Source organism: Pseudoxanthomonas sp. X-1, from assembly GCF_020042665.1.
Classification (GTDB): Bacteria; Pseudomonadota; Gammaproteobacteria; order Xanthomonadales; family Xanthomonadaceae; genus Pseudoxanthomonas_A; species Pseudoxanthomonas_A spadix_A.
In genome coordinates, this window is the sequence record NZ_CP083376.1 from 1,770,496 (window position 1) to 1,793,080 (window position 22,585).

Consider the following 22,585-nt stretch of genomic DNA (forward strand, 5'->3'; position numbering starts at 1 on the left):
CCGGTGCGCTCGGGGCGGAGGATCGCGCCGGGAGGCGTGCGATGCCCCTGGCGCGCATCATCCCGTGGTGCGCCGCACTAGCGGTTGGGGTCGATCCCGGCGATGAAGCGGTCCAGCGCCGGCTCCAGCGGCGCGAAGGGATCCTCCTGTGCATCGCGGTGGCGATGGGCCAGGTCGCGCAGCACGCGGCTGGCCACCAGCGTGGCGGCGCGTTCGTCCGCACTGAGCTGGCGATGCCGCTGCGACTGGTGCATCAGTCGCAGCCAGTCCTGGCTGGCGCGGTGCTCGAACTCGATGCTGCAGCGGTCGCGACACGGATAGCCGTCGTCCTCGACAGGCGTGATGGTGATGCGATAGCGGTGCGGGCGGACGTCCTGCATGGCGGTCACGAGGCGAAGTACGAGCGTCCAAGGTAGGTATCCGTGCGCCCTCGCACGAGCCGGTGGGGCGCGACTCAGTGTTCCGGCGGGCGCCAGGCGCGCAACGCGGGCAGCGGATCGCGCGCGCCGTCGGCACCGTAGATGCCGTAGTGCAGGTGCGGCGGCGTGCCGCGCGCATTGCCGGTGGTGCCGACGAAACCGAGCAGGTCGCCGGGCAGGACGCTGCGTCCTTCGCGCAGTCCGGGGGCCCAGTCGTCCAGGTGGGCGTAGTAATAGCGCTCGCGCCCCGGCCCGAGCACCCACACCTGGCGTCCGCCCAGGCCGCCCTCGCGTACGGACACCACCACGCCCGGCGTGGCGCTGACCACCGGCGTGCCGCGCGCGGCGAAGATGTCCACGCCGGCATGGGTGCGGTCGCGGCCGCGCGGCGCGCCGACGGTGGCGGCGATGCGGCTGGCGCGCACGCCTTCGACCGGAACCGGCAGCGCCTGCGCCGGCGGCATGCGCGCGATGCGCCAGAGCATGCGCGGGGTCCGCATGAAAGGCTGGTTCCAGGCCCAGCCCGCGGTCCAGGCCAGCAGCGCCAGCGCGCCCAGCCAGAGCAGGGCACGGCGCAGGCGGCGGGCGGGCGTGGTGGAGGACGATGCGTGCATGCCGGTCAGCCTGGCGCGCCGTCGATGAGCCTGCGGTCAAGGCGTCTGCGATGCCGCGGCGCGTGGCGTCGGACGGTACGCCCGCGGAACCGCCGGGCCCGGAAACGACTCGGGACGGCCAAGGCCGTCCCGAGCGGTGCAACCGGTGGCGCGAAGAATCAGGCGGCCGCCGAATCCTTCAGCGTCTTCATGAAGGTGGCCTTGAGCTTGGTCGAAGCCGGCTTGGCGGCGAACCACTGCTCTTCCTTGGTGAAGGGGTTGATGCCCTTGCGCTTCGGCTTGGCCGGCACGCTGACGGTCTTGATCTTCAGCAGGCCCGGCAGGGTGAAGGTGCCTGCGCCCTTCTTGCTCACCGAGCCCTGGATGGCCGACTGCAGCGCAGCCATCACCGCGCGCACGTCCTTCGGGGCCACGCCACTGGATTCGGCGATGTGGGCGACCAGACCGGACTTGGTCAGGGCTTCCTTGATCGGCTTGGGAGCGGCCGGCTTGGCGGCGGTCTTGGCGGCCTTCTTCGGCGCTACCTTCTTGGTGGTCTTTGCCATTATGTGTCCTGTGTACCGTGTAGGTGGATGTACTGGCCGAACGGTCGGCCTGCGGAATGTAGGGCAAGGCGCGGGCGCAGCCAAGTGGAATCGGGGCTTTTTTCGCTGCTTTCCGCCGTTTTTTCGACCAAAGGTGCGTGCGCGACCGCTCGGCGAGGCATTTCGCGTTATCGGCTTCCACGATCGGGCAAAGCGGCCAGGAGCAGGGCCACCGCGTTTTGCCGCGTTGCGCGATGGCCGGTGCGCGGCGGCCGGCACGGTCCGCTTACATCGCAGGGCCTAGGCTGCCGGTTCCTTTCGACCACACAGGAGCACGCCTCATGGGTATCTCGCGTCCGGCCACCGCACACTGGGAAGGCGATCTGAAGTCCGGCAAGGGCAAGCTGTCCACGCCGCAGAGCGGACTGCTGTCCGACACGCCTTACGGTTTCAACAGTCGCTTCGGTGCCGAGAAGGGCACCAACCCCGAGGAACTGATCGCCGCCGCGCACGCCGGCTGTTTCACCATGGCCCTGTCCAATCTGCTGACCGAGGCCGGCTCGCCGCCGACGTCGCTGGACACGCGCGCCGAAGTGGACCTGTCCATGGAGGGCGGTCCGGCGCTCTCGCATATCCGCCTGAAGGTCAAGGGCGTGGTGCCGGGCATCGACGCGGCCAGGTTCAAGGAGATCGCCGAGACGGCCAAGGAGAACTGTCCGGTGTCCAAGGCGCTCAAGGCGGTGCCGATGAGCCTGGAAACCGAGTTCGCCGGCTGAGCGGGACGATCCATCGGCCCGCGGGCCTGTCGCGCGGTTGAACGTGCGCGGGCCCGCGGGCCGAGTTCAGGAAGGGCTCACCGCGACGGCCCAAGGATGCGCGCATGCGCCGATCCGGCGCCGGAGATCCTGCCATGATCCGCTCCACGCTCGGCCTGCTGTTGATCGGTGCAACCTGCATCGCCCCGGTGTCCGCCCAATCGCGCTACGCGGACTATTACGCGCAGCGCTATGGCGATGGCGACGCGTCCAACAGCCGCGATTACTACGATGGGCGCGACGGCGGCAACTACGACTATGCGCGGGTAGTGCGGGTCGACCCGATCATCGCCGCACCGCCGCCCCCGCGGCAGCAGTGCTATTACCGCGATGCCGACGACGCCTATGCGCGCGACGGCGATTACTACGACGGCAACGGCCAGCGCCAGGCCACCCCGGGCGGGCGCGTCGCGGCGACCATCGCCGGCGGTGTGCTCGGTGCGGTGGTGGGCAGCCGCTTCGGCGGCGGCACGGGCCGGGTGATCGGCACCGCCGTGGGCACCGCCGCCGGCACGGCGGCCGGCCAGTCGATCTACGACAACTCGCACACCGAGCGCGGCACGGTCCGCGTCTGCGAGCCGGTGTCCGACCAGCGTTACGAAGGCGACGTGGAGGGCTACAACGTCACCTACGAATACGCCGGCCGGACCTATCAGACCCGCACCGCGTACAACCCGGGCGATCGCATCCGCGTGCGGGTGGATGTGGTGGCTGCGCAGAACTGAAAGCCTGCCGGCGGTGGCAAGCCAAAGGGGCCGTGAGGCCCCTTTTTATTGGTTTGTTTCCCGATCGGGGAATGGGAATAGCGGCGCGTGGCGTTCTTTGGCTTCGGAGGGGCAGCGGTCCGGCGGGCGGTGTCCGCTTTTCCCTCCATCAGGGCATCCTCCCCTGAGTGGGGCGCTCGGCGTCCTGCCTCGCTGGTCGCCGCCACCGCCCGCCGGACCGCTGCCTCGCGCTTCATGTCACAGGGCTTCGGTTTGGGGGTGGGGTTCGAACCCCCTTCCTCGCGCACAACGCGATCAGTGACGGGAAATTATCGACTTCAGGCCCCTCCCTTGCGCGCAGCGCAGGGGAGGGATGGGGAGGGGGCGGGGCTTTCCCGGTCAAGCCAGCGAAGCAAGCGCAACAGCGCCCCGCCCATCGCTAGGTCGCGACTTCGAGCTCCCCTTCGCCTGCGGCGAAAGAGACGGGGCAGAGCGCTGCCCGATGCCTTCGGGTTGGAAGAAGTCCTGATCTTTACGCTCTCAGGGCCTCGACCCGGGCGGGCCCGCGGCGTCGGGTCCGCCACGGATGGCGTCCCGAGTGAGGAGCCGCGCCTGGCCGGGTCGAGGCTGGTGGGCGAAGTGGGGCTTACCGGCGCCACGCTGGTGACGTCAGCAGTTCCACCTCCCTCCGCACTCCGACGAATAACGCTGTCGTTGCGCACGCCTGACTGCGCGCGCTACTTCTCTGGCGTCGCCCGTTCGAGCAGGTAGAGGCCGGTTTGCGGGGCGTCGGCGCACGGCTCGGTGGCGTCTGGCCCGGCGGCGATCGTGATCGCCAGCTGTCGCCCGTCGCTGCCGCCCACCGCGACGCTGGTCGGCCACGCCAGGGGCAGCCCGACCACCTCCTGCATCATGCCGCCTTCGGCCGACACACGCGCCACCGCCCAGCCGCCGTGCAGGGCGACCCAGACATCGCCCTGCGCATCGGCGGCCAGGCCGCGCACTTCGCCCGAGGCCTTGGGCACCACCGCCAGGCGACGGATGCGCGCATCGCCCGGACGCATCTCGTACAGCGTGCCGGTGGTGGCGCTGGCGGCGAACAGGCGCGTGCCGGCCGGATTCCAGCACAGCGCGTCGATAGGGTCGTCGATGCGCCAGCCCGGCACGGCGATGCCGGTGTGCAGCCAGGTGGCGATGCGATAACCGCCGGCCGGGTCGGGCGTGACCTGCCATTCGCGGCCATCGGGCTGCACGCAGGCCGCGATCGGCGCGGGCTGGCCGCGCCGGTCCAGCTGGCGCGCGGCCGGCTGGCCTTCGAAATCCAGCCGCAGGATGCCTTCGCCATGCACGACCTCCAGGCCCATCGGCGTGGCATGCAGCCCGCGCGCGGCCACCGGCAGCGTGCCGATGATCTGGTCCTGGGCTTGGCTGGCGCGGTGCAGGGTGTCGGTGGCGGTGTCGATCCAGTACCAGGCATCGCGCGCGGCCGACCAGGTGGCGAAGTCGCCGCCGGCCGCGGGCGGGCCGGGCACGCGCGCGACCTGGTCGTCGTGGGTGACCTCGACCGCGCCGGCCAGGCGTTCGCCGATGCGCTGGGCGGCCTCGGTCAGCTCGGTGCCGAAGGCGGCCATGCGCTCGGGCGTGAAGCGCTCGGTCGCCCCGGACAGGCTCAGCGCGCCGCGCACCACGCCCTGCATGTCGCGGATCACCGCCGCCACGCAGCGCGCCCCCAGGCGGCTTTCCTCGTCGTCGATGGCGTAGCCGCGCTCCTTGACCGTGGCGATCATGGCGTTGACCTGCTCGCGGCTGGTGGCGCTGTTGGGTGTGAACGGGGTCATCGGCAGCCGCGCCAGCAGCGGGTTGCGCTCGCCGGTACGCATGGCCGCCAGCAGCGCCTTGCCGGCCGCGGTGACGTGCAGCAGCCGGCCCTGACCGACGTGGGTGTCGCCCTGGGAGCGGTGCGCGCCGCGCGCGCGCTCCAGCGCGATCACCTCCAGGCCGTCGCGCACCCACAGGCTGGTGGTCTCGCCGGTGATGGCGCGCAGATAGTTCAGCTCGATGTTGGCGGCCACGACCAGCTGCGGCGCCGGATGCGATTCGCGGCTCAGCTGCAGCGCGCCGAAGCCCAGCCGGTAGGCGCGGCGGGTGGACTCGCGCCGGACCAGGTTGCGCTCGATCAGGCCGCTGAGCATGCGGTAGGCGGTGGTACGCGGCAGCTGCACCTGCTGGGCGATCTCGGCGAAGGTCACGCCCTTGGGCGAGGTGCCGATCGCCTCGAGGACATCCAGCGCGCGTTCGATGGTGCCGGTCGCCTTGCGCGTGTTCTCACTCATGTCGCCGGTCATCCTGGCCCGCTGGCCGATGTGGGGCAGTGAAGATTGCCGCGGCCGGGGCGGGCCGCGCGCGGCGCATTGTCCGGCAAACCGGGCCGGGGCGGGGAGTGCGCCGGTGGATCGGTCCGTCCGCTGGGCAACCTGGGCCTCACCAGTCCAGCGTGCCGCGCACCACGGTCTGCACCTGGCCGCCGGACCAGACTTCGCCGCCGGCATCGACCATCAGCTCCAGCAGTGCGTCGAAGCCGACCTCGCGGCCCTGGCTGGCGACATAGCGCCCGCCGCTGCCGGGCAGGGCGCCGCACTGGTCCAGCCAGGCGGCCAGCACCGCGTTGGCCGCGCCGGAGGCGGCGTCCTCGAAGCGGCGGCCGTTGCCGACGAAGGCGCGCACCGCCAGCTGGTAGTCGGGCTGGCCGGCCGCGCGGGCGTAGGCGAACACGCCCATCGCGCCGGAGCCTTCCGCCAGCGCGGCGATCGCGTCCCAGTCCGGGGCCAGGCCGCGCAGCGCGGCCTCGTCGGCCAGTTCGACCACCCACCACTTGCGGCCGCCATCCATCAGCGCCGGCGGCAGCGCGCCCAGCGGCCAGCCGGCGATGGCCGGCGCCAGGCGCGCTTCAGCCGGGTCGACCACTTCGGCCACCGAGGCGCGCGGCACGCGGATGGCGATGCGCTGGCGCCCGTCGATGGTCTCCACGCGCAGCGGCAGGCGCCCGGCGATGCCATCCTGGACCAGCACGCCGTCGCGTGGCACGGCCAGGCCCGCGGCCAGCACCGCGTGCGCGGTGCCCACGCTGGGATGGCCGGCGAAGGGCACCTCCTTCTGCGGGGCGAACATGCGCAGCCGGTAGCTGGCGCCCTCGTCCTGCGCCGGGAACACGAAGGTCGTCTCCGGCAGCTTGGTCCAGCGCGCGATGGCCTGCATGGCGGCCTCGTCCAGCCCCTGCGCATCCAGCACCACCGCCAGCGGGTTGCCGTTGCCGGGGCGCGCGGAGAACACATCGACCTGCAGGAAACGACGCGATTGCATGGGCACCGGGGCGGCTGGGGGACGGGCGTGCAGGGTAGCAGCGCGCCGCGGTCTCACCAGCGCAGGGTGCCCTCGAGCACGCCCTGGACCTGCCCGCCGATCCAGACCTCGCCCTCGGCATCCACCTCCACCTCGACCAGGCCGTCGCGGCCGAGCTCACGGCCCTGGCTGGCGGTGTAGCGGCCGTGGCGGCCGGGCAGGGCCTGGCGCGCGTGCAGCCAGGCGGCGATCAGGCCATTGGCGCTGCCGGTGACCGGGTCTTCCGGCACGCCGCTGACCGGGGCGAAGGCGCGCACCGTCAGGTCATGGCGGCCGCCGTGGCTGCGCGCGAAGGCGGCCAGCTTGCCCTTGCCCGGCAGCAGGGCGATCTGCCCCAGATCCGGCTGCCAGGCGCGCAGCGCGGCCTCGTCGGCCAGTTCCAGCAGCCACCAGTCCGGGCCGTTGTTGTACAGCGCCGGCGGCAGCGGACCGCGGGCCGCGCCGAATACCTGCGGCGCCAGCAGCCAGGCCGGCGGCGGCACGTCGAAGCGGTGCACCGCGCGCGGGGTGCGCACCGAGATCCGGCGCGCGCCGTCGGCCTGGCGCACCCGCACCGGCAGCATCCCGGCGGCGCACTGCTGGATCAGGTCGACCTCGCCCGCCGCCTGCGCGTGCAGGTGCTCGGACCGCACCAGGCCCAGGGACAGGGCGGCCCAGGCGGCGCCCACGCTGGGGTGGCCCGCGAAGGGCAGCTCGCTTCTCGGCGAGAAGATGCGCACGTGGTAGTCGGCGCCGTAGCCGCCCAGGGGCTGGAAGAAGACCGTCTCGGACAGGTTCAGCCAGGCGGCCAGCGCCTGCATGGCCGCGGTGTCCAGCGCGTGGGCATCGACCACCACGCCCAGCGGATTGCCCGCGCCGGGGCGGTCGGCGAAGACGTCGAGCTGCAGGTAGCGGCGCTGGATCATGGTCGGGTCCTGGGGCCGCGGGGGCTTGGCTGGGCGTGTTCCATTAGAATTGCAGGTTCCGCCCGCGTGATCGGGTTTTTCCTCCCCATCGTAGACCGCAAAGCCCCCATGTCCGCTTCCCCCCCGAACGATCGCTGGATCGTGCTCAAGTTCGGCGGCACCTCGGTGTCGCGTCGTCATCGCTGGGACACCATCGGGAAGCTGGCCAAAAAACGCGCCGAGGAACACGACGCGCGCGTGCTGGTGGTGGTCTCGGCGCTGTCGGGCGTCACCAACGAACTGACCGCGATCGCCGACGGCGCCCACGACGCCGAGGCGCGCGTGGCCGCGCTGGAGCTGCGCCACCGCGAATTCCTGGCCGAACTGGAACTGGATGCCGAGGCCGTGCTGGGCCAGCGCCTGGCCGCGCTGCGTGCGCTCACCACCGATCCGCGCGCGGCCAGCCGCGCGCTGGACTGGCAGGCCGAGGTGCTGGGCCAGGGCGAGCTGCTGTCCTCGACCATCGGCGCGGCCTATCTGGCCGCCAACGGCCTGGACATCGGCTGGTGCGACGCGCGCGAGTGGCTCGATGCGATGACCATCCCCAACCAGAGCGCCTGGGCCCAGCGCCTGTCGGTGTCGTGCGATCCGCGCGGCAGCGACGACTGGCGCGCGCGCTTCCGCACCCAGCCCACGCGCGTGCTGATCAGCCAGGGCTTCATCGCCCGCCACGGCGACGGCGGCACCGCGATCCTGGGCCGCGGCGGCTCGGACACCTCGGCGGCGTACTTCGGCGCGCTGCTCAAGGCCCGGCGCGTGGAGATCTGGACCGACGTGCCCGGCATGTTCAGCGCCAATCCGAAGGAAGTGCCGGACGCGCGGCTGCTCACGCGCCTGGACTACTTCGAGGCGCAGGAAATCGCCACCACCGGCGCCAAGGTGCTGCACCCGCGTTCGATCAAGCCCTGCCGCGACGCCGGCGTGCCGATGGCGATCCTGGACACCGAGCGCCCCGAGCTGCCGGGCACCAGCATCGACGGCAACGCGGTCACCATCCCCGGGGTCAAGGCGATCAGCCGCCGCAACGGCATCGTGCTGGTGTCGATGGAAGGCATCGGCATGTGGCAGCAGGTCGGCTTCCTGGCCGATGTGTTCGCGCGCTTCAAGAAGCACGGCCTGTCGGTGGACCTGATCGGTTCGTCGGAGACCAACGTCACCGTGTCGCTGGATCCGTCGGAGAACCTGGTCAGCACCGACGTGCTGGCCGCGCTGTCCTCGGACCTGGCCGAGATCTGCCGGGTCAAGGTGATCGCGCCGTGCGCGGCCATCACCCTGGTCGGCCGCGGCATGCGTTCGCTGCTGCACAAGCTGTCGGACGTGTGGGCGACCTTCGGCAAGGAGCGCGTGCACCTGATCTCGCAGTCGTCCAACGATCTGAACCTGACCTTCGTCATCGACGAGGCCGATGCCGACGGCCTGCTGCCGATCCTGCACGGCGAACTGATCGATTCGGGCGCCATGCCGGTGGAGGAGACCAGCGTGTTCGGGCCGCGCTGGCGCGAACTCAACGGCGCGCTGCGCCCGCGCCCCGCGCCGTGGTGGCAGGCCCGCCGCACGCAGCTGCTGGACCTGGCCCAGGCCGGCACGCCGGTCTACGCCTACCACCTGCCGACCGTGCGCGAGCGCGCCCGCGCGCTGGCCGCGATCGCGCAGATCGACCAGCGCTTCTACGCGATCAAGGCCAACTCGCATCCGGCCATCCTGCGCACGCTGGTGGAGGAGGGCTTCGGCCTGGAATGCGTGTCGCTGGGCGAGCTGGAGCACGTCTTCGCCGCGCTGCCGCAGCTGGAGCCGCGCCGGGTGCTGTTCACCCCGAGCTTCGCGCCCCGGCACGAGTACGAGGCGGCGCTGGCGCTCGGCGTCAACGTCACCATCGACAGCGTCGAGGCGCTGCAGCGCTGGCCGGAGGTCTTCAAGGGCCGCAGCCTGTGGCTGCGCGTGGACCTGGGCCACGGCGATGGCCACCACGAGAAGGTCAACACCGGCGGCAAAGCGTCCAAGTTCGGCCTGTCGGCCGCGCGCGTGGACGAGTTCGTCGCGCTGGCGCGCAGCCTCAACATCACCCTGACCGGGCTGCATGCGCACCTGGGCAGCGGCGTGGAGGCCGAGGGCCACTGGCGTCTGATGTGCGACGAGCTGGCCGGCTTCGCCCGCCGCATCGGCACCATCGAGGTGATCGACATCGGCGGCGGTCTGCCCATCCCCTATCACGCCGACGACGAGCCCTTCGACCTGGACGCCTGGTCGCGCGGGCTGGAAGAGGTCAAGGCCGTGCATCCGGCCTTCCGCCTGGCCATCGAGCCGGGCCGCTACCTGGTGGCCGAGGCCGGCGTGCTGCTGGCCCACGCCACCCAGGTGATCGAGAAGGACGAGGTGCTGCGCGTGGGCCTGGATGCGGGCATGAACACCCTGATCCGCCCGGCGCTGTACGACGCCTGGCACGACATCGCCAACCTCAGCCGCCTGGACGACGCGGCCACGGCCAGCTTCGACGTGGTCGGGCCGATCTGCGAATCCTCCGACGTGTTCGGCCGCCGCCGCGCGCTGCCGGCGGCGACCGCGCCGGGCGACGTCATGCTCATCGCCGACGCCGGCGCCTACGGCTACAGCATGGCCAGCGCCTACAACCAGCGCGCGCTGCCCAAGGAGACGATTCTCGATGTCTGACTGGACGTTCCAGCGCGAGACGGTCAAGCAGTTCCGTTTCAGCGGCTGCGACTTCGACCCGACCACCGGCGTGGCGCGCCTGCGCTACGCCTTCGACCAGGGCCCGGAACTGGTGGAGACGGTGAGCTTCCCCGGCGCGCCGTTCGCACTGGATGCCGCGCGCGAACACGCGATGCGGCGTGCGCTGCGCCTGCTGCACCTGATCGCCGGCGTGAGCTACTACAAGGCGGCCGTGCCGCCCGAGCTGGTGATCGAGGGCGAGCCCATCGACGCGGACACCGCCGCACTGATGGAGGACCTCTACACCCACGGCCTGGGCGAGTTCGCCTATCGCAACGGCCTGGACTTGCACGGGCGCATCCGCTTCCCCGCCAGCGAGGCGGCCGATGCCGCGCCGGCGCCCACGCTGGGCCTGGCGCCGCACGCGCTGGTGGCCATCGGCGGCGGCAAGGATTCGCTGGTGTCCATCGAGGCGCTGCGCCAGGCCGGCGTGGCGCAGACGGTGAGCTGGATCGGCGGCTCGCAGCTGATCGCCGCCTGCGCGGCGCGCACCGGCCTGCCCACGCTCAACATCGGCCGCGCGCTGGCGCCGGCGCTGTTCGAACTCAACCGCCAGGGCGCCTACAACGGCCATATCCCGGTGACCGCGATCAACTCGGCCATCCTGGTGGTGGCCGCGCTGCTGCGCGGGGTGGACCAGGTGGTGTTCTCCAACGAGCGTTCGGCCAGCTACGGCAGCCTGATCCCCGGCACCGGCGAGGTGAACCACCAGTGGTCCAAGGGCTGGGCGTTCGAGTCGCTGTTCGGCGCGCACGTGCAGCGCTTCGTCGCCGCCGACCTGCACTATTACTCGCTGCTGCGGCCGCTGTCCGAACTGGCCGTGGCGCGGCAGTTCGCCAAGACCGACCACTACGACGCGCACTTTTCCAGCTGCAACCGCAACTTCCACATCCTGGGCGAGCGCCCGGTCAACCGCTGGTGCGGGCAGTGCCCCAAGTGCCACTTCGTGTTCCTGGCGCTGAGCAACTTCATGCCCAAACCGCGCCTGCTGAACATCTTCGGCCGCAACCTGCTGGACGACGCCGCACAGACCGCCGGCTTCGATGCGCTGCTGGAATACCAGGACCACAAGCCGTTCGAATGCGTGGGCGAGGGACGCGAATCGCGCGCGGCGATGGCCGCGCTGGGCCAGCGTCCAGAGTGGCGCGAGGACGCGCTGGTGGCGCGCTTCAACCGCGAGATCGCCCCGCAGCTGGACGCGGCCGACCTGCAGATCGCCCCGCTGCTGCAGCCCGAGGGCGAGCACCGCATCCCGCCGGCCCTGTGGGAGCAGCTGCGTGCGAATTTCGCAGCTTGAGGGCCGGCGCGTCGCGCTGTGGGGCTGGGGGCGCGAGGGGCGCGCCGCCCACGCCCTGCTGCGCAGCCGGCTGCCCGGTCAGGCGCTGACCCTGTTCTGCAGCCCGGCCGAGGCGGCGCAGGCCGCGGCGCTGGGCGACCCGCTGCTGTTCCCGCAAGTCGAGGTCACCGGTGAGGCGCTGGGCGGCTTCGACGTGGTCATCAAGTCGCCTGGCATCAGCCCGTATTCGCCCGAGGCGCTGGAAGCGCAGGCCGCTGGCGCGCGTCTGCTGGGGGGCACGGCGCTGTGGTTCGCCGAACATCCTGATGCGCGCACCGTGTGCGTGACCGGCACCAAGGGCAAGAGCACCACCACCGCGCTGCTGGCCCACCTGCTGCGCGCCGGCGGCCAGCGCACCGCGCTGGCCGGGAACATCGGCCTGCCGCTGCTGGAGGTGATGGACCCGCGGCCCGCGCCGGCACTGTGGGCGATCGAGCTGTCCAGCTACCAGACCGGCGCGGTCACCGACAGCGGCGTGCGCCCCGAGGTGGCGGTGGTGCTGAACCTGTTCCCCGAGCACCTGGACTGGCACGGCAGCGAGCAGCGCTACATCGAGGACAAGCTCGCGCTGGTCACGCGCGCCGCGCCGCGCACCGCCGTGCTCAACGCGCGCGATCCGGTGCTGTCGCAGCTGGTGCTGCCCGATAGCCGCATCGTCTGGTTCAACCGCGAGGACGGCTGGCACCTGCGCGGCGAGCTGCTGTATCGCGGCGATGCGCAGGTGTTCGACACGCGCGCGGTGCCGCTGCCCGGTCGCCACAACCGCGGCAACCTGTGCGCGGTGCTGGCGGCGATCGAGGCACTGGGCCTGGACGCGGCGCCGCTGGCGCCGGCCGCGCTCGACTTCCGTCCGCTGCCCAACCGCCTGCAGACCCTCGGCACGCGCGGCGGCCTGACCTACGTCAACGATTCGATCGCCACCACCCCGCACGCCACGCTGGCGGCGCTGGACTGCTTCGCCGGGCAGCGCATCGCGCTGCTGGTGGGTGGGCACGACCGGGGGCTGAACTGGCACGACTTCGCGCAGGCGATGCGCGAGCACGCGCCGGTGGGCATCGTGACCCTGGGCGCGAACGGCCCGCGCATCCATGCGCTACTGGAGGCGGTGGCGGGCGAGGGCGGCTTCCTGCTGGCCGCCGCGCCTGACCTGTCTTCGGCGGTGCACCAGGCCGAGGCGATGCTGGAGGGGCAGGGCGTCGTGCTGCTGTCGCCGGGCGCGCCGAGTTTCGGCATGTATCGCGACTACGTCGAACGCGGCAAGGATTTCGCGCGGATCGCGGGGTTTGATCCCGAGGCGATTGTGGCGATACCAGGTTTAGGGGTAGCTTGAGGGCTTGCGCGCGGTCGTGCGCGTGAGTTGGGGCGAGATCGCCGGGGCCTTTACGCTGTAAGCCGAGCGCTTTCGTGCCGCTCCGCGAAAAGATCTACTTTCTTGCTTGTACAAGAGATGCTTGCATGGCCGAACGCTTTTCAGGTTGGCCTTACGGTAGCGGCTCCTGCCTCTCCGCTTTGCTTTACAACGCGATTGAGAGCGACAGCAACCGCAACCGCAAAGAGCAAAGTCCCTGGATTCCCGCTTTCGCGGGAATGACGATCTGAGAGAGCTGCTTCGGCTGTTGTCGTTGCTACTGCTGTTGCCGTGGTCGTTGTTGTTGCCGTTGCTTTACCTGTCTGAGCCGTAAAGCGAGCCGAGCATCGCAGGAAGACGGGGCCGAAGAGGGGCCCTGTTTGAGCGAAGCGAGTTTGGGCCCCGTGCCCCGTCTTCCGAGAAGCGCAGGGGACCGCCGCGCAGCGGCGGCTCGCGTCCCGGCGAGAAGCGGTTTTGGCTACTTTTGACAAGACAAAAGTAGCTCGCGCCCGCAGGCGCGAAAGCTTTGCTCCTGCTTAAAAGCCTTGGCTTAAAAGCCTTGGATTTAGAGCTCTTGCTTCAAAGCGCCTGCTTGAAGCCTTGAAGCGCCAAGGCCGCAAGCCCCATCAAGCAAACGCCGCCGCATACCCCGACTGCGCCACCACCTTCTGCACCGCATCGGCCACCCGCAGGTTGCCGGCGATGACCTGGCGGCCCTCGGCCTTGGTGCCGTCGTCCATGCGCGCCAGCGCGGCGCCCTTGAAGTCGCTGGCCTTGCCGCCGGCCTCGCGCACCAGCAGCACGCCGGCGGCGATGTCCCAGGCCTTCACGCCGGCCTCGAAGTAGGCGTCGGCGCGGCCGCAGGCCACGTAGGCCAGGTCCAGCGCGGCCGAGCCGGTGCGCCGGATGTCCTCGGCGTGGTTGAGCAGTTCGCGCACGCATTCGAGCTGGGCGCCGACGCGGGCGCGCTCACGCGGCGGGAAGCCGGTGTGCAGCATCGCGCCGGTCAGTTCCTTGCGGTCCGACACGCGGATCTTGCGCTCGTTGAGCTGCGCACCGGCGCCGCGGCTGGCGGTGAACAGCTCGTTGCGCAGCGGATCGAAGATCACCGCGTCGCTGGGCTCGCCGTTGTCCACCAGGGCGATGGAGACGCAGAAGTGCGGGAAGCCGTGCAGGTAGTTGCTGGTGCCGTCCAGCGGATCGATGACCCAGTGGTAGCGCGGGTTCTTGCCAGGCAGCACGCCGCCTTCCTCGCCGATCACGCCGTACTCGGGGTAGGCGCGGCGCAGCTCCTTGATGATGGCCTTCTCGGCGTCGGCATCGACTTCGCTGGCGTAGTCCATGCGGTCCTTCTGGACCACGTTGAGGCTCTCGAGCTTGTTCATGCTCCGCAGCAGCACGTTGCCCCCGACGCGCGCGGCCTTGGTCATGACGGTGACGACGGGATTGAGCATGCGAAGCGACCTCGGTCAGGCGGGGCGTGTGTCACGCGGCAGGTGGAAAGAGCAGGCCGGCGCGGCGGCCGGACCGCGCATTCTAGCACTGCGCCCGTTGCCCGACTGGCCCGTGCCTCCGGCGAGGGCCAGGAACGAGCGCCGAGCAACGAAGAACGCGTGGGGGCGGGTCGGTCGCCACGGCCTGTCACCCGGTCCTCGTTCCTCTCCGCGCGTTCCCCGCTCCACTAGAATCCCCGCATGGACACCATCGATCCCAGCGCCGTCGCGCGCATCCGCTTCGTGCTGGTCGGCACCCAGCACCCCGGCAACATCGGCGCGGCCGCGCGCGCGCTCAAGACCATGGGCCTGGCCCAGCTGGTGCTGGTGCAGCCGGAGAAGTATCCGCACGAGGACGCCTTTCGCCGCGCCGCCGGCGCGGACGACCTGCTCGCCGACGCGCGGGTCACCGACGACCTGGCCGCCGCGCTGGCCGACTGCCAGCTGGTGCTGGGCTGCACCGCGCGCAGCCGCCGGGTGCAGTTGGAGGAGCACAGCCCGCGACAGGCCGCCGCGCGGCTGGCGCAGGTGGCGCAGCAGGCGCCGGTGGCGCTGCTGTTCGGCCGCGAGCGCACGGGGCTGACCAATGAGGAGCTGCAGCTGTGCCACGCGGCCGTGCACATCGACGCCAATCCCGACTACAGCTCACTCAACCTGGCCGCCGCGGTGCAGGTGCTGGCCTACGAGATGCGCCTGGCGCTGCGCGAGGCACGGGATGCCGGATCGCTGGCCGAAGCGGAGCAGAGCGATTCCGCGGTCGCGCCGGCCACCCATGCGCAGCTCGAAGGCTTCTTCGCCCAGCTGGCCCAGACGCTGGACCAGGTCGATTTCCACAAGGGCCGCGCGCCCGAATCGGCCATGCGCAAGCTGCGCCGTCTGTACCTGCGCGCCGGCCTGGACGAGAAGGAAGTCCGGCTGCTGCGCGGCATCCTGGCCGACTGCCAGCGCATGGCGCGGCTCGCCGGACAGCCCGGCGGCACGTGATTGTCCGGTGGCGGCAAAGTCAGCTAGGCTGACGCCTCTCCATCGCGGAAGTCTCCGTCTTGCGCTACTGGCTCCTTGGCGTGCTGCTGGTGTTGGCGGTGACGGCGATGCCCCTGCGGGCCGCCCCCGCGACCGGTGACGACGATCCGCACGTCCTGGTGCTGGGGCGCATCAGCGACAGCCCCAAGGACCATTACGCCCAGCTCAAGCCGCTGCTGGACTATGTGGTGGCGCGCATGGGCGATGTGGGCATCACCGGCGGTCGCATCCTGATGGCGCGCGATGCCCGGCAGATGAGCAGCTACCTGCGTCGAGGCCGGGTGGACTGGGTCACCGAGACCGCCGGCACCGGCATGGAGCTGCAGCGCCGCACCGGCGCACAGCCGCTGCTGCTGACCGAGCGCGGCGGCGCCAGCTTCTATCACACGCTGATCTTCGCCCGCGCCGATTCCGGCCTGACCTCGCTGGCCGACCTGCGCGGCCGCTCGATCGCGCTGCAGGGCGTGGGCTCGACCAGTTCCTACATCGTGCCGGCCTCGATGCTGCTCGAGGCGCATCTGCCGCTGGAGATCCTGCTCTCGCCGCGCGACCGGCCCGACGCGCAGTCGGTGGGCTATGTGTTCGCGCGGTCGGAATTCAACATCGCCGCCTGGGTCGACAAGGGGATGGTCGAGGCCGGTGCGCTGAACAACCTGGACTGGAAGGACGAGCGGCGCATGCCGACGGCGTTCCGCCGCAACATGCGCGTGCTGGCGCAGTCGCCCGACTTCCCGCGCGCGCTGGAGATGGTCCGGCCCGGGATGGCGCCGGCCGTGCGCGAGCGCCTGCGCCAGGTGCTGCTGCAGGCCTCGAAGGACCCGCAGGCGCGCGATGCGATGAAACGCTTCTTCGGCACCACCCGATTCCTGGAGCTGGATGGCGCGGCGCTCGACGCGCTCGAGCATGTGCGCCAGGCCGGCGCGCGCGTCCGCGAGCAGGTCGAGTGAACACCCAGGGCAGGACCCGCTTCGGCCTGCAGTCCCAGCTGTCGCTGGCGATGGGCGTGACGCTGTTGATGATCGTGCTGCTGCTGGCGGTGCTGCTGCAGCGCCAGCGGGCCATGCAGCAGGAGGTCGACGCGCTCGGCCGCCAGGCGGTGCAGTCGATGGCCGCCGAGGGGCTGACCCGACGCGGCAGCGCGATGGTCGCGCAGCTGGCCGATTCGCTGGCCAACCCGATGTACTACTCGGACCTGGACGCGATCGGCATGCTGGTGCGCGAGGCGAGCCGCCAGCCCGACGTGGCCTATGTGCTGGTGTTCGACGAGGCCGGCAACGTGGTCAACGACGGCTCGTGGGACATGGCCTCCTATGGCCAGCCGATGCGCGACCCGCTGGCCGCGCGCGCGCTGGCCAGCCGCGAGCAGCTGACCCAGTGGACCGAGCAGGTGGTGGAGATCTCCCAGGCCATCGAGGTGGGCGGGGCGCGCCTGGGCGGCGTGCGCCTGGGTTATTCGCTCGACTCGGTGCGCGCCAGCGAGGAACGCGCGTCCGAAGTGCTGCGCGAGCGGTTGCAGGCGCTGGGGCGCCGCCATGCCGGCTGGATCGTGCTGCTGCTGGGCGCGCTGCTGCTGGTCGGCGTGTGCATGACCTGGTACGTGCAGCGCACGGTGGTGCGACCGGTGCGCGCGCTGGCGCAGTCGGCGCGCGCCATCGGCGTGGGCGACTACGACGTGCCGCGCCCGGTCAGCGCGCGGGAGGACGAGGTCGGCGAACTGGTGCGCGCGTTCTCGGAGATGAGCGACAGCATCTCCCGCCACGACCGCGACGTGCGGCGCATGGCCTACACCGACGCGCTGACCGGGCTGGCCAACCGGCTGGCGTTCCGCGAGAGCCTGGACCAGCGCATGCTGCTGGTGCGCGGCGGCGGCCGCCAGCTGGCGCTGCTGTTCGCCGACATCGATGATTTCAAGCGGGTCAACGACTCGCTCGGCCACGAGGCCGGCGACGAGGTGCTGGTGCATTTCGCCACGCGCATCCGCGAGGTGGTCGAACGCCTGGGCGGCGACGAGGCGATGGTGGCGCGCTTCGGCGGCGACGAGTTCGTGATCCTGATCCAGCACGGCGACGTGCGCGCGGTGGCCGCCCGGCTGGCCGACGCGATGGTGCAGTCGCTGGGCGAACCGCTGCTGGTCCAGGGGCGGCAGGTGTTCCTGGGCACCTCGGTGGGCATCACCCTGTTCCCCGAGGATGCCGCCGGCGCCACCGCGCTGATGAAGAACGGCGATGTGGCCATGTACCAGGCCAAGATGGCCGGCAAGAACTGCTACCGCTTCTACAGCCGCGCGATGGACCAGGCGGTGGAGCGACGCGTGCGCATGGAGTCCGAACTGCGCGGCGCCTGGGACCGCGACGAGCTGCGGCTGGTCTACCAGCCGATCTACCGGCTGGCCGACAACCGCATCGTCGGCGCCGAGGCGCTGCTGCGCTGGCACCATCCCGAACTGGGCGCGGTCTCGCCGATGGTCTTCATCGACGTGGCCGAGCAGAGTGGGCTGATCGAGCAGATCGGTCCGCGCGTGCTGCGCGCGGCCTGCGCGGCGGCCGCGCGCTGGAAGGCGATCGCCAGCGGTGAGGCGCCGTTCGTGTCGGTCAACGTATCCCCGCGCCAGCTGCGCAGCGGCGACCTGCCCGAACTGGTGGCCGAGGCCCTGCGCGAGACCGGCCTGACGGCGGGCCGCCTGCACCTGGAGCTGACCGAGACCGCGGTGATCGGCGACGAGGCCCACGCCAGCAAGATGCTGGCCAAGCTGCATCGCGCCGGGGTCAAGGTGTGGCTGGACGATTTCGGCACCGGCTTCTCGGGCCTGAGCCATCTGCGCCGCGTGCCGGTGGACGGCGTCAAGATCGACCGCAGCTTCATCGCCGACCTGCAGCGCAACCACGACGATCTGGCGCTGACCAGCGCGATCATCGCCATGGCCCATTCGCTGGGCATCGCGGTGGTGGCCGAGGGCGTGGAGAAGCAGGGCCAGTTCGACCTGCTGCGCGAGCGCGGCTGCGACCTGGCGCAGGGCTACTGGCTGGGCTATCCGCTCAACGAGAGCGAGTTCGTCCAGCTGCTGGCCTGAAGGCCGGCGCCGCCGCGCGCCGACGGCCTAGAACAGCCGATGCACCTGGTGGATCACCATCTGCGCCAGATTGCCCGAGGCCACGCCGAACACCGCGATCGCCGCCGCGCCCAGCACCCAGGCCGCCAGCAGCAGCATGCCGTCGCGTTCGAGCAGGGCGAAGACGTACAGCAGCAGGAGCAGGCCGAACAGGTAGTTGGTGAACGGGATCGGCAGCGCCAGCAGCACGCCCAGCAGCAACAGCAGCAGGCCGGTGAAGGCGCTGGCCAGGCGGCTGTCGAGCATGCCCGGCCAGCGCGGGCGCACCACCTTCTCCAGCCAGCGCAGCGGTTTGGCCAGCGCATCGCGGAAGCGCACCACCGACTGCCGCATCGGGCCGCGGATGGCGATGAAGCGCGGCAGCCACGGCTTGCGCAGGCACAGCAGCAGCTGCGCGCCGACCAGCATCACCAGGGGCCCGCTCAGGCCGCCGGCCACGCCCGGGATGGGGATGAAGGAGGGCAGGACGCCGATGAACAGCAGCATCCCGAAGGCGCTCTGCCGCAGGTCGGCCAGCAGGTCCACCAGGCGCAGGCGCTCGGCCGGATCGCCCTGCGCCATGTCGTCCAGCAGACTGCGCGTGGTGGCGGCGCCGCGTGGCTCAGCCGACGATGTCGTCATCGTCGGCGTCGTCCAGCTTCTGCAGCAGCAGCTTGTCCACGCGCGCGCCATCCAGGTCCACCACCTCGATGCGCCAGCCGGCCCATTCGAAATGCTCGCCCACGTGCGGGATGCGGCCGAAGTGTTCGATGACCATGCCGGCGGCGGTGTAGTAGTCCTCTTCCTGCTCGTCGGGCAGGGCCACGCCGCCGAGCAGTTCGCGCAGGTCGTCGGTGGACAGCGAGCCGTCGATCAGCAGCGAGCCGTCGTCGCGGGTGGTGACCAGCGCCTTGGGATCGGGGTTCTCGGCCATCTGGTGGTGGCGGCCGACCACCGCGTTCATCAGGTCGCTCAGGGTCACCATGCCCTGGATCTCGCCGTACTCGTCCACCACCAGCGCCAGGGACTGCTGTTCCTCGCGCAGGATCTCCAGCAGCTTCATGGCATGGGTGGATTCGGACACGAACAGCGCCTTGCGCAGGTCGGTGAACAGCTCCGGCGAGTGATCGGCGATGCGGTCCAGCAGCGACTTGACCTCGAGCACGCCGACCACGTCCTGGTCGTTGTCGCGATAGACCGGGAAACGCGAGTACTGCGATTCGCGCATGGTCTGCAGGTTCTGCTCGTAGGGCGCGGCGATGTCCAGCCAGACGATGCGCTTGCGCGGCGTCATCAGGCTGTCGGCGGTGCGGTCGCCCAGGCGCAGCACGCGGTTGACCATGTTGCGCTCGTCGTCGTCGATCACGCCCTGCTCATGGCTCTCGGTCACCAGCATGCGGATCTCCTCCTCGGTGACCGCATGCCGGGCGTCGTCCTTGATGCCCAGCAGGCGCAGCACGGCGCGGTTGATCGCGCCCAGCAGCGCCACGATGGGCTTTGAGATGCGCAGCAGCACGGTCAGCGGCAGGGCCACCACCGCGGCGATCTTCTCCGGGTTGGTCAAGGCCAGGCGCTTGGGGATCAGCTCGCCGAAGATCACGTAACCCGCGGTGATCAGGGTGACCGCGGTGGCCACGCCGATGCGCGCGCTGTACTGCGCCAGGCCGGGGAACCAGCCATCCAGCCAGCCGGCGACGATCGCGCCGATGGCATCGCCGCCGAACACGCCGCCCAGGATGCCGATCAGGTTGATGCCGATCTGCACGGTGGACAGCAGGTTGTCGGGATGATCGGCCAGGGCCAGCGCCGCGCGCGCGCCGCGGCTTTCCAGCGCCATCTGCTTCAGGCGCAGCTTGCGCGAGGTCATCAGCGCCATCTCCGACAGGGCGAAGAAGGCGTTGAGCGCGATCAGGAACAGGACGGTCAGCAGCTCGAGCACGGCTTGCCCTCCACGTCAGGTGACAGGGCGGAACGTGTCCGGCGGGTGGCCGCGCGGGCGGCGGGGGGCTTGGGGTCGTCGTCCATAGGATGCGCCCCTGTTCAGGGCGCCGGCGCAGTCTAGCAAACCCGGCGTGAGCGCCAAGCGCGCCGCCAGGGCAGTCGGATCAACGACTTGCGGGGAAATGACAAGCTTGTTGCTGCCCAGCCGAAACGAAATTGTCATAATCGCGCCCCGATGGCCGTCCCTCCCGCGACGGTGGGTGCGAGCGACGCATGTTTTCCCTGCAGACGATCTTCGGCTCCGGCCAGCAGTTCTACACCCTGCTCGACGAGGCGGCCGACGCCGCCCACGAGAGCACCCAGGCGCTGCACGCGATGATGAAGAGCAGCGACCGCCAGCCGGCGCTCAACGCCTTCAAGCTGGCCCGCCAGCGCGAGCGCGCGGCCTCGGACAAGATCGGCCAGGCGCTGGTGGACAGCTTCATCACCCCGATCGAGCGCGAGGACATCGAGGCGCTGGGTTCGGCGCTGCACAAGATCCCCAAGCAGGTGGAGAAGTTCGCCGACCGCTATTCGCTGGCGGTCAAGCACCTGGAACAGATCGACTTCGCCCCGCGCGCGGCCATGCTCGAGCAGGCCGCCGGGGTGGTGAAGGAGATGGTCGACGTGCTGCCCAAGATGAACCTTGATCGCACCACGGCGCTGTACGAGAAGCTGCGCGCGCTGGAGAACGAGGCCGACCGCCTGATGCTGGAGCTGTACCGGGACATCTACTCGGGCCGGCTGGATTACCTGCAGATGTTCCTGCTCAAGGAGTTCTTCGAGATCCTGGAGAAGGCCATCGACCGCTGCCAGGAAGCCGGCGCGGTGGTCTACCAGATCGTGCTGAAGAACTCCTGAGCCCATGCGCGCCAACGCCATGAAGCCCGGCTCCGGGACCCCGCACGCCGGCCTTGGGTCCGGCCCGTGCCGCCATTCGCGTGCATCGGCAGGGGAGCGCGCGCCATGCTGACCCTGGTGCTGGTGGTGATCCTGGCCGCGCTGATCTTCGAGTTCATCAACGGCTTCCACGACACGGCCAACTCCATCGCCACGGTGGTCTCCACCAAGGTGCTGGCGCCGGGCTGGGCCGTGGCCCTGGCCGCGGTGACCAACCTGATCGGCGCGCTGACCGGCACCGCGGTGGCCGCCACCATCGCCACCGGCCTGATCGACACCAACGTGGTCGCCGCGTCCTCGCAGGTGATCCTGTGCGCGCTGCTGGGTGGCATCGTCTGGAACCTGATCACCTGGTGGAAGGGCCTGCCGTCCTCGTCCTCGCACGCGCTGATCGGCGGCCTGTGCGGTGCGGCGCTGGCCGCCGCGCACAACAACTGGGACGCGCTGATCTGGTCGGAGAGCGCCGGCACCTGGGTCAAGAACAAGGGTCTGCTCTGGAAGGTGTTCGTGCCGATGGTGACTTCGCCGATCGCCGGCTTCGTGCTGGGCGTGCTGGTGATGCTGCTGCTGTGGGCGATCATCGCCGGCATGGCGCGCGCCGGCGGCCCGCTGCGTCGCCTGGCGCGCCCGCGCTGGGTCAATGCGTTCTTCGGCAAGGCGCAGATCGCCTCGGCCGCGTACATGGGCTACGCCCATGGCCACAACGACGCGCAGAAGACCATGGGCATCATCGCCCTGACGCTGATGGGCGCCCAGCAGACCGGCGCGCTGGACGATCTGCCACCGTGGCTGGCCTTCCTGCATCCGCAGGCGGGCGCCGACAGCGCCGATGTGGCGCTGTGGATCGTGCTGACCTGTGCGGTGGTGATGGCCGCAGGCACCGCGTCGGGCGGTTGGAAGATCATCAAGACGCTCGGCCACAAGATGGTCAAGCTGCACCCGATCCACGGCTTCGCGGCCGAGACCAGTTCGGCCACGATCCTCACCGTGGCGGCGCATTTCGGCATGCCGGTCTCGACCACGCACAGCATCTCCACCGCGATCATGGGCGTGGGCTTCGCCAAGAATCCCAAGGCGCTGAAGATCGGGGTGATCGAGCGCATCGTGTGGGCCTGGATCCTGACCATCCCGGCCGCCGGGGCGATCGCCTATGGGCTGTTGTGGGGGTTGCAGCAGGTGGGTTGGGCGTAAGCCTGCTGGCCGCTTGTGACTGGAACGGGAAGCCTTGGGGCTTCCCGTTTTTGTTTGAGCGACGGCAAAGGCTTTCGTGC

The 22,585-nt window shown here is 70.7% G+C and carries 20 protein-coding genes; 11 read left to right on the plus strand and 9 right to left on the minus strand.

Annotated elements, in window-relative coordinates; all coding sequences use genetic code 11:
* Positions 1 to 77: 77 nt before the first annotated feature.
* The 3 genes from LAJ50_RS07930 to LAJ50_RS07940 form a co-directional block, all read right to left on the minus strand.
* Positions 78 to 380: a DUF3861 family protein gene (locus tag LAJ50_RS07930; protein WP_224096515.1), complete on the minus strand. Its 303-nt coding sequence runs from the start codon at positions 378 to 380 to the stop codon at positions 78 to 80.
* Between the two features lie 74 nt (positions 381 to 454).
* Entirely contained in the window at positions 455 to 1,033 is a 579-nt protein-coding gene (locus tag LAJ50_RS07935; protein WP_138652765.1) for a M23 family metallopeptidase, read from the minus strand.
* A 158-nt stretch (positions 1,034 to 1,191) separates the two neighbouring features.
* Positions 1,192 to 1,578 carry an HU family DNA-binding protein gene (locus tag LAJ50_RS07940; RefSeq protein ID WP_130520907.1) on the minus strand — a complete coding sequence of 129 codons (387 nt, stop codon included), beginning with the start codon at positions 1,576 to 1,578 and terminating at the stop codon, positions 1,192 to 1,194.
* 320 nt (positions 1,579 to 1,898) lie between these two features.
* Here LAJ50_RS07940 and LAJ50_RS07945 point away from each other — a divergent pair, with 320 nt between their 5' ends.
* Together LAJ50_RS07945 and LAJ50_RS07950 are read left to right on the plus strand one after the other, a co-directional pair.
* Entirely contained in the window at positions 1,899 to 2,333 is a 435-nt protein-coding gene (locus tag LAJ50_RS07945) for an OsmC family protein (RefSeq protein WP_138652767.1), read from the plus strand.
* 134 nt (positions 2,334 to 2,467) lie between these two features.
* Entirely contained in the window at positions 2,468 to 3,097 is a 630-nt protein-coding gene (locus LAJ50_RS07950; RefSeq protein ID WP_138652769.1) for a glycine zipper 2TM domain-containing protein, read from the plus strand.
* Positions 3,098 to 3,813: 716 nt separating this feature from the next.
* On the opposite strand, the gene LAJ50_RS07955 is transcribed toward LAJ50_RS07950, so the two are convergent.
* The 3 genes from LAJ50_RS07955 to LAJ50_RS07965 all read right to left on the minus strand — a co-directional run bounded on the left by LAJ50_RS07955 (position 3,814) and on the right by LAJ50_RS07965 (position 7,380).
* Positions 3,814 to 5,409 (minus strand): IclR family transcriptional regulator C-terminal domain-containing protein, encoded by a 1,596-nt coding sequence (locus LAJ50_RS07955; RefSeq protein WP_171044581.1) that lies wholly within the window; start codon positions 5,407 to 5,409, stop codon positions 3,814 to 3,816.
* Between the two features lie 148 nt (positions 5,410 to 5,557).
* Positions 5,558 to 6,436 carry a PhzF family phenazine biosynthesis protein gene (locus LAJ50_RS07960; RefSeq protein ID WP_138652773.1) on the minus strand — a complete coding sequence of 293 codons (879 nt, stop codon included), beginning with the start codon at positions 6,434 to 6,436 and terminating at the stop codon, positions 5,558 to 5,560.
* A gap of 53 nt (positions 6,437 to 6,489) precedes the next feature.
* Positions 6,490 to 7,380 carry a PhzF family phenazine biosynthesis protein gene (locus LAJ50_RS07965; RefSeq protein WP_138652775.1) on the minus strand — a complete coding sequence of 297 codons (891 nt, stop codon included), beginning with the start codon at positions 7,378 to 7,380 and terminating at the stop codon, positions 6,490 to 6,492.
* A gap of 108 nt (positions 7,381 to 7,488) precedes the next feature.
* Here LAJ50_RS07965 and LAJ50_RS07970 point away from each other — a divergent pair, with 108 nt between their 5' ends.
* From LAJ50_RS07970 to LAJ50_RS07985, 4 genes are all read left to right on the plus strand, one after another.
* Complete coding sequence (locus LAJ50_RS07970; RefSeq protein ID WP_138652777.1) at positions 7,489 to 10,086, plus strand: bifunctional aspartate kinase/diaminopimelate decarboxylase; 2,598 nt, start codon at positions 7,489 to 7,491, stop codon at positions 10,084 to 10,086.
* Complete coding sequence (gene murL / locus LAJ50_RS07975) at positions 10,079 to 11,443, plus strand: UDP-N-acetyl-alpha-D-muramoyl-L-alanyl-L-glutamate epimerase (RefSeq protein ID WP_138652779.1); 1,365 nt, start codon at positions 10,079 to 10,081, stop codon at positions 11,441 to 11,443. The genes LAJ50_RS07970 and murL overlap by 8 nt, the downstream gene beginning before the upstream one ends.
* Positions 11,424 to 12,812 carry a UDP-N-acetylmuramoyl-L-alanine--D-glutamate ligase gene (murD, locus tag LAJ50_RS07980; RefSeq protein WP_138652781.1) on the plus strand — a complete coding sequence of 463 codons (1,389 nt, stop codon included), beginning with the start codon at positions 11,424 to 11,426 and terminating at the stop codon, positions 12,810 to 12,812. The genes murL and murD overlap by 20 nt, the downstream gene beginning before the upstream one ends.
* Before the next feature lie 125 nt (positions 12,813 to 12,937).
* Positions 12,938 to 13,081, plus strand: a complete 144-nt coding sequence (locus LAJ50_RS07985) for a hypothetical protein (protein ID WP_165424153.1) — start codon at positions 12,938 to 12,940, stop codon at positions 13,079 to 13,081.
* Positions 13,082 to 13,456: 375 nt separating this feature from the next.
* Here LAJ50_RS07985 and LAJ50_RS07990 read toward each other — a convergent pair whose 3' ends face one another.
* A complete protein-coding gene (locus tag LAJ50_RS07990; RefSeq protein ID WP_130551893.1) occupies positions 13,457 to 14,284 on the minus strand; it encodes an inositol monophosphatase family protein in 828 nt (275 codons plus the stop codon).
* Between the two features lie 240 nt (positions 14,285 to 14,524).
* On the opposite strand from LAJ50_RS07990, the gene LAJ50_RS07995 reads away from it, so the two are divergent.
* From LAJ50_RS07995 to LAJ50_RS08005, 3 genes are read left to right on the plus strand one after another with little or no spacing between them, the layout of a single operon-like run.
* A complete protein-coding gene (locus LAJ50_RS07995) occupies positions 14,525 to 15,307 on the plus strand; it encodes an RNA methyltransferase (protein ID WP_138652783.1) in 783 nt (260 codons plus the stop codon).
* 41 nt (positions 15,308 to 15,348) lie between these two features.
* Positions 15,349 to 16,293: a phosphate/phosphite/phosphonate ABC transporter substrate-binding protein gene (locus LAJ50_RS08000; RefSeq protein ID WP_224096558.1), complete on the plus strand. Its 945-nt coding sequence runs from the start codon at positions 15,349 to 15,351 to the stop codon at positions 16,291 to 16,293.
* A gap of 50 nt (positions 16,294 to 16,343) precedes the next feature.
* A complete protein-coding gene (locus LAJ50_RS08005; protein WP_138652803.1) occupies positions 16,344 to 18,416 on the plus strand; it encodes a GGDEF domain-containing phosphodiesterase in 2,073 nt (690 codons plus the stop codon).
* Positions 18,417 to 18,443: 27 nt separating this feature from the next.
* On the opposite strand, the gene LAJ50_RS08010 is transcribed toward LAJ50_RS08005, so the two are convergent.
* Positions 18,444 to 19,076, minus strand: coding sequence for an exopolysaccharide biosynthesis protein (locus LAJ50_RS08010; RefSeq protein WP_224096516.1), 633 nt, complete (start codon positions 19,074 to 19,076; stop codon positions 18,444 to 18,446).
* Entirely contained in the window at positions 19,057 to 20,373 is a 1,317-nt protein-coding gene (locus LAJ50_RS08015) for a hemolysin family protein (protein ID WP_130551895.1), read from the minus strand. Before LAJ50_RS08015 ends, LAJ50_RS08010 begins: the two co-directional genes overlap by 20 nt.
* A gap of 275 nt (positions 20,374 to 20,648) precedes the next feature.
* Between LAJ50_RS08015 and LAJ50_RS08020 the strand changes: the two genes are divergently transcribed.
* Both LAJ50_RS08020 and LAJ50_RS08025 read left to right on the plus strand, forming a co-directional pair.
* Positions 20,649 to 21,275 carry a DUF47 family protein gene (locus tag LAJ50_RS08020; RefSeq protein ID WP_130551896.1) on the plus strand — a complete coding sequence of 209 codons (627 nt, stop codon included), beginning with the start codon at positions 20,649 to 20,651 and terminating at the stop codon, positions 21,273 to 21,275.
* A 105-nt stretch (positions 21,276 to 21,380) separates the two neighbouring features.
* Positions 21,381 to 22,505, plus strand: coding sequence for an inorganic phosphate transporter (locus tag LAJ50_RS08025; protein ID WP_138652785.1), 1,125 nt, complete (start codon positions 21,381 to 21,383; stop codon positions 22,503 to 22,505).
* The last annotated feature ends 80 nt before the right edge of the window (positions 22,506 to 22,585 follow it).

What these genes read in the sequence shown, in the direction of transcription:
- LAJ50_RS08020 (WP_130551896.1), top strand. Translation starts at nt 20,649, where the DNA reads ATGTTTTCCCTGCAGACGATCTTCGGCTCCGGCCAGCAGTTCTACACC.
- murL (WP_138652779.1), top strand. Translation starts at nt 10,079, where the DNA reads ATGTCTGACTGGACGTTCCAGCGCGAGACGGTCAAGCAGTTCCGTTTC.
- LAJ50_RS07985 (WP_165424153.1), top strand. Translation starts at nt 12,938, where the DNA reads ATGGCCGAACGCTTTTCAGGTTGGCCTTACGGTAGCGGCTCCTGCCTC.
- LAJ50_RS07935 (WP_138652765.1), bottom strand. Translation starts at nt 1,033, where the DNA reads ATGCACGCATCGTCCTCCACCACGCCCGCCCGCCGCCTGCGCCGTGCC.
- LAJ50_RS07990 (WP_130551893.1), bottom strand. Translation starts at nt 14,284, where the DNA reads ATGCTCAATCCCGTCGTCACCGTCATGACCAAGGCCGCGCGCGTCGGG.
- LAJ50_RS08005 (WP_138652803.1), top strand. Translation starts at nt 16,344, where the DNA reads ATGGGCGTGACGCTGTTGATGATCGTGCTGCTGCTGGCGGTGCTGCTG.
- LAJ50_RS07940 (WP_130520907.1), bottom strand. Translation starts at nt 1,578, where the DNA reads ATGGCAAAGACCACCAAGAAGGTAGCGCCGAAGAAGGCCGCCAAGACC.
- LAJ50_RS07930 (WP_224096515.1), bottom strand. Translation starts at nt 380, where the DNA reads ATGCAGGACGTCCGCCCGCACCGCTATCGCATCACCATCACGCCTGTC.
- LAJ50_RS08010 (WP_224096516.1), bottom strand. Translation starts at nt 19,076, where the DNA reads ATGACGACATCGTCGGCTGAGCCACGCGGCGCCGCCACCACGCGCAGT.
- LAJ50_RS07945 (WP_138652767.1), top strand. Translation starts at nt 1,899, where the DNA reads ATGGGTATCTCGCGTCCGGCCACCGCACACTGGGAAGGCGATCTGAAG.
- LAJ50_RS07950 (WP_138652769.1), top strand. Translation starts at nt 2,468, where the DNA reads ATGATCCGCTCCACGCTCGGCCTGCTGTTGATCGGTGCAACCTGCATC.
- LAJ50_RS07995 (WP_138652783.1), top strand. Translation starts at nt 14,525, where the DNA reads ATGGACACCATCGATCCCAGCGCCGTCGCGCGCATCCGCTTCGTGCTG.
- LAJ50_RS07970 (WP_138652777.1), top strand. Translation starts at nt 7,489, where the DNA reads ATGTCCGCTTCCCCCCCGAACGATCGCTGGATCGTGCTCAAGTTCGGC.
- LAJ50_RS08025 (WP_138652785.1), top strand. Translation starts at nt 21,381, where the DNA reads ATGCTGACCCTGGTGCTGGTGGTGATCCTGGCCGCGCTGATCTTCGAG.
- LAJ50_RS07965 (WP_138652775.1), bottom strand. Translation starts at nt 7,380, where the DNA reads ATGATCCAGCGCCGCTACCTGCAGCTCGACGTCTTCGCCGACCGCCCC.
- LAJ50_RS07955 (WP_171044581.1), bottom strand. Translation starts at nt 5,409, where the DNA reads ATGAGTGAGAACACGCGCAAGGCGACCGGCACCATCGAACGCGCGCTG.
- LAJ50_RS07960 (WP_138652773.1), bottom strand. Translation starts at nt 6,436, where the DNA reads ATGCAATCGCGTCGTTTCCTGCAGGTCGATGTGTTCTCCGCGCGCCCC.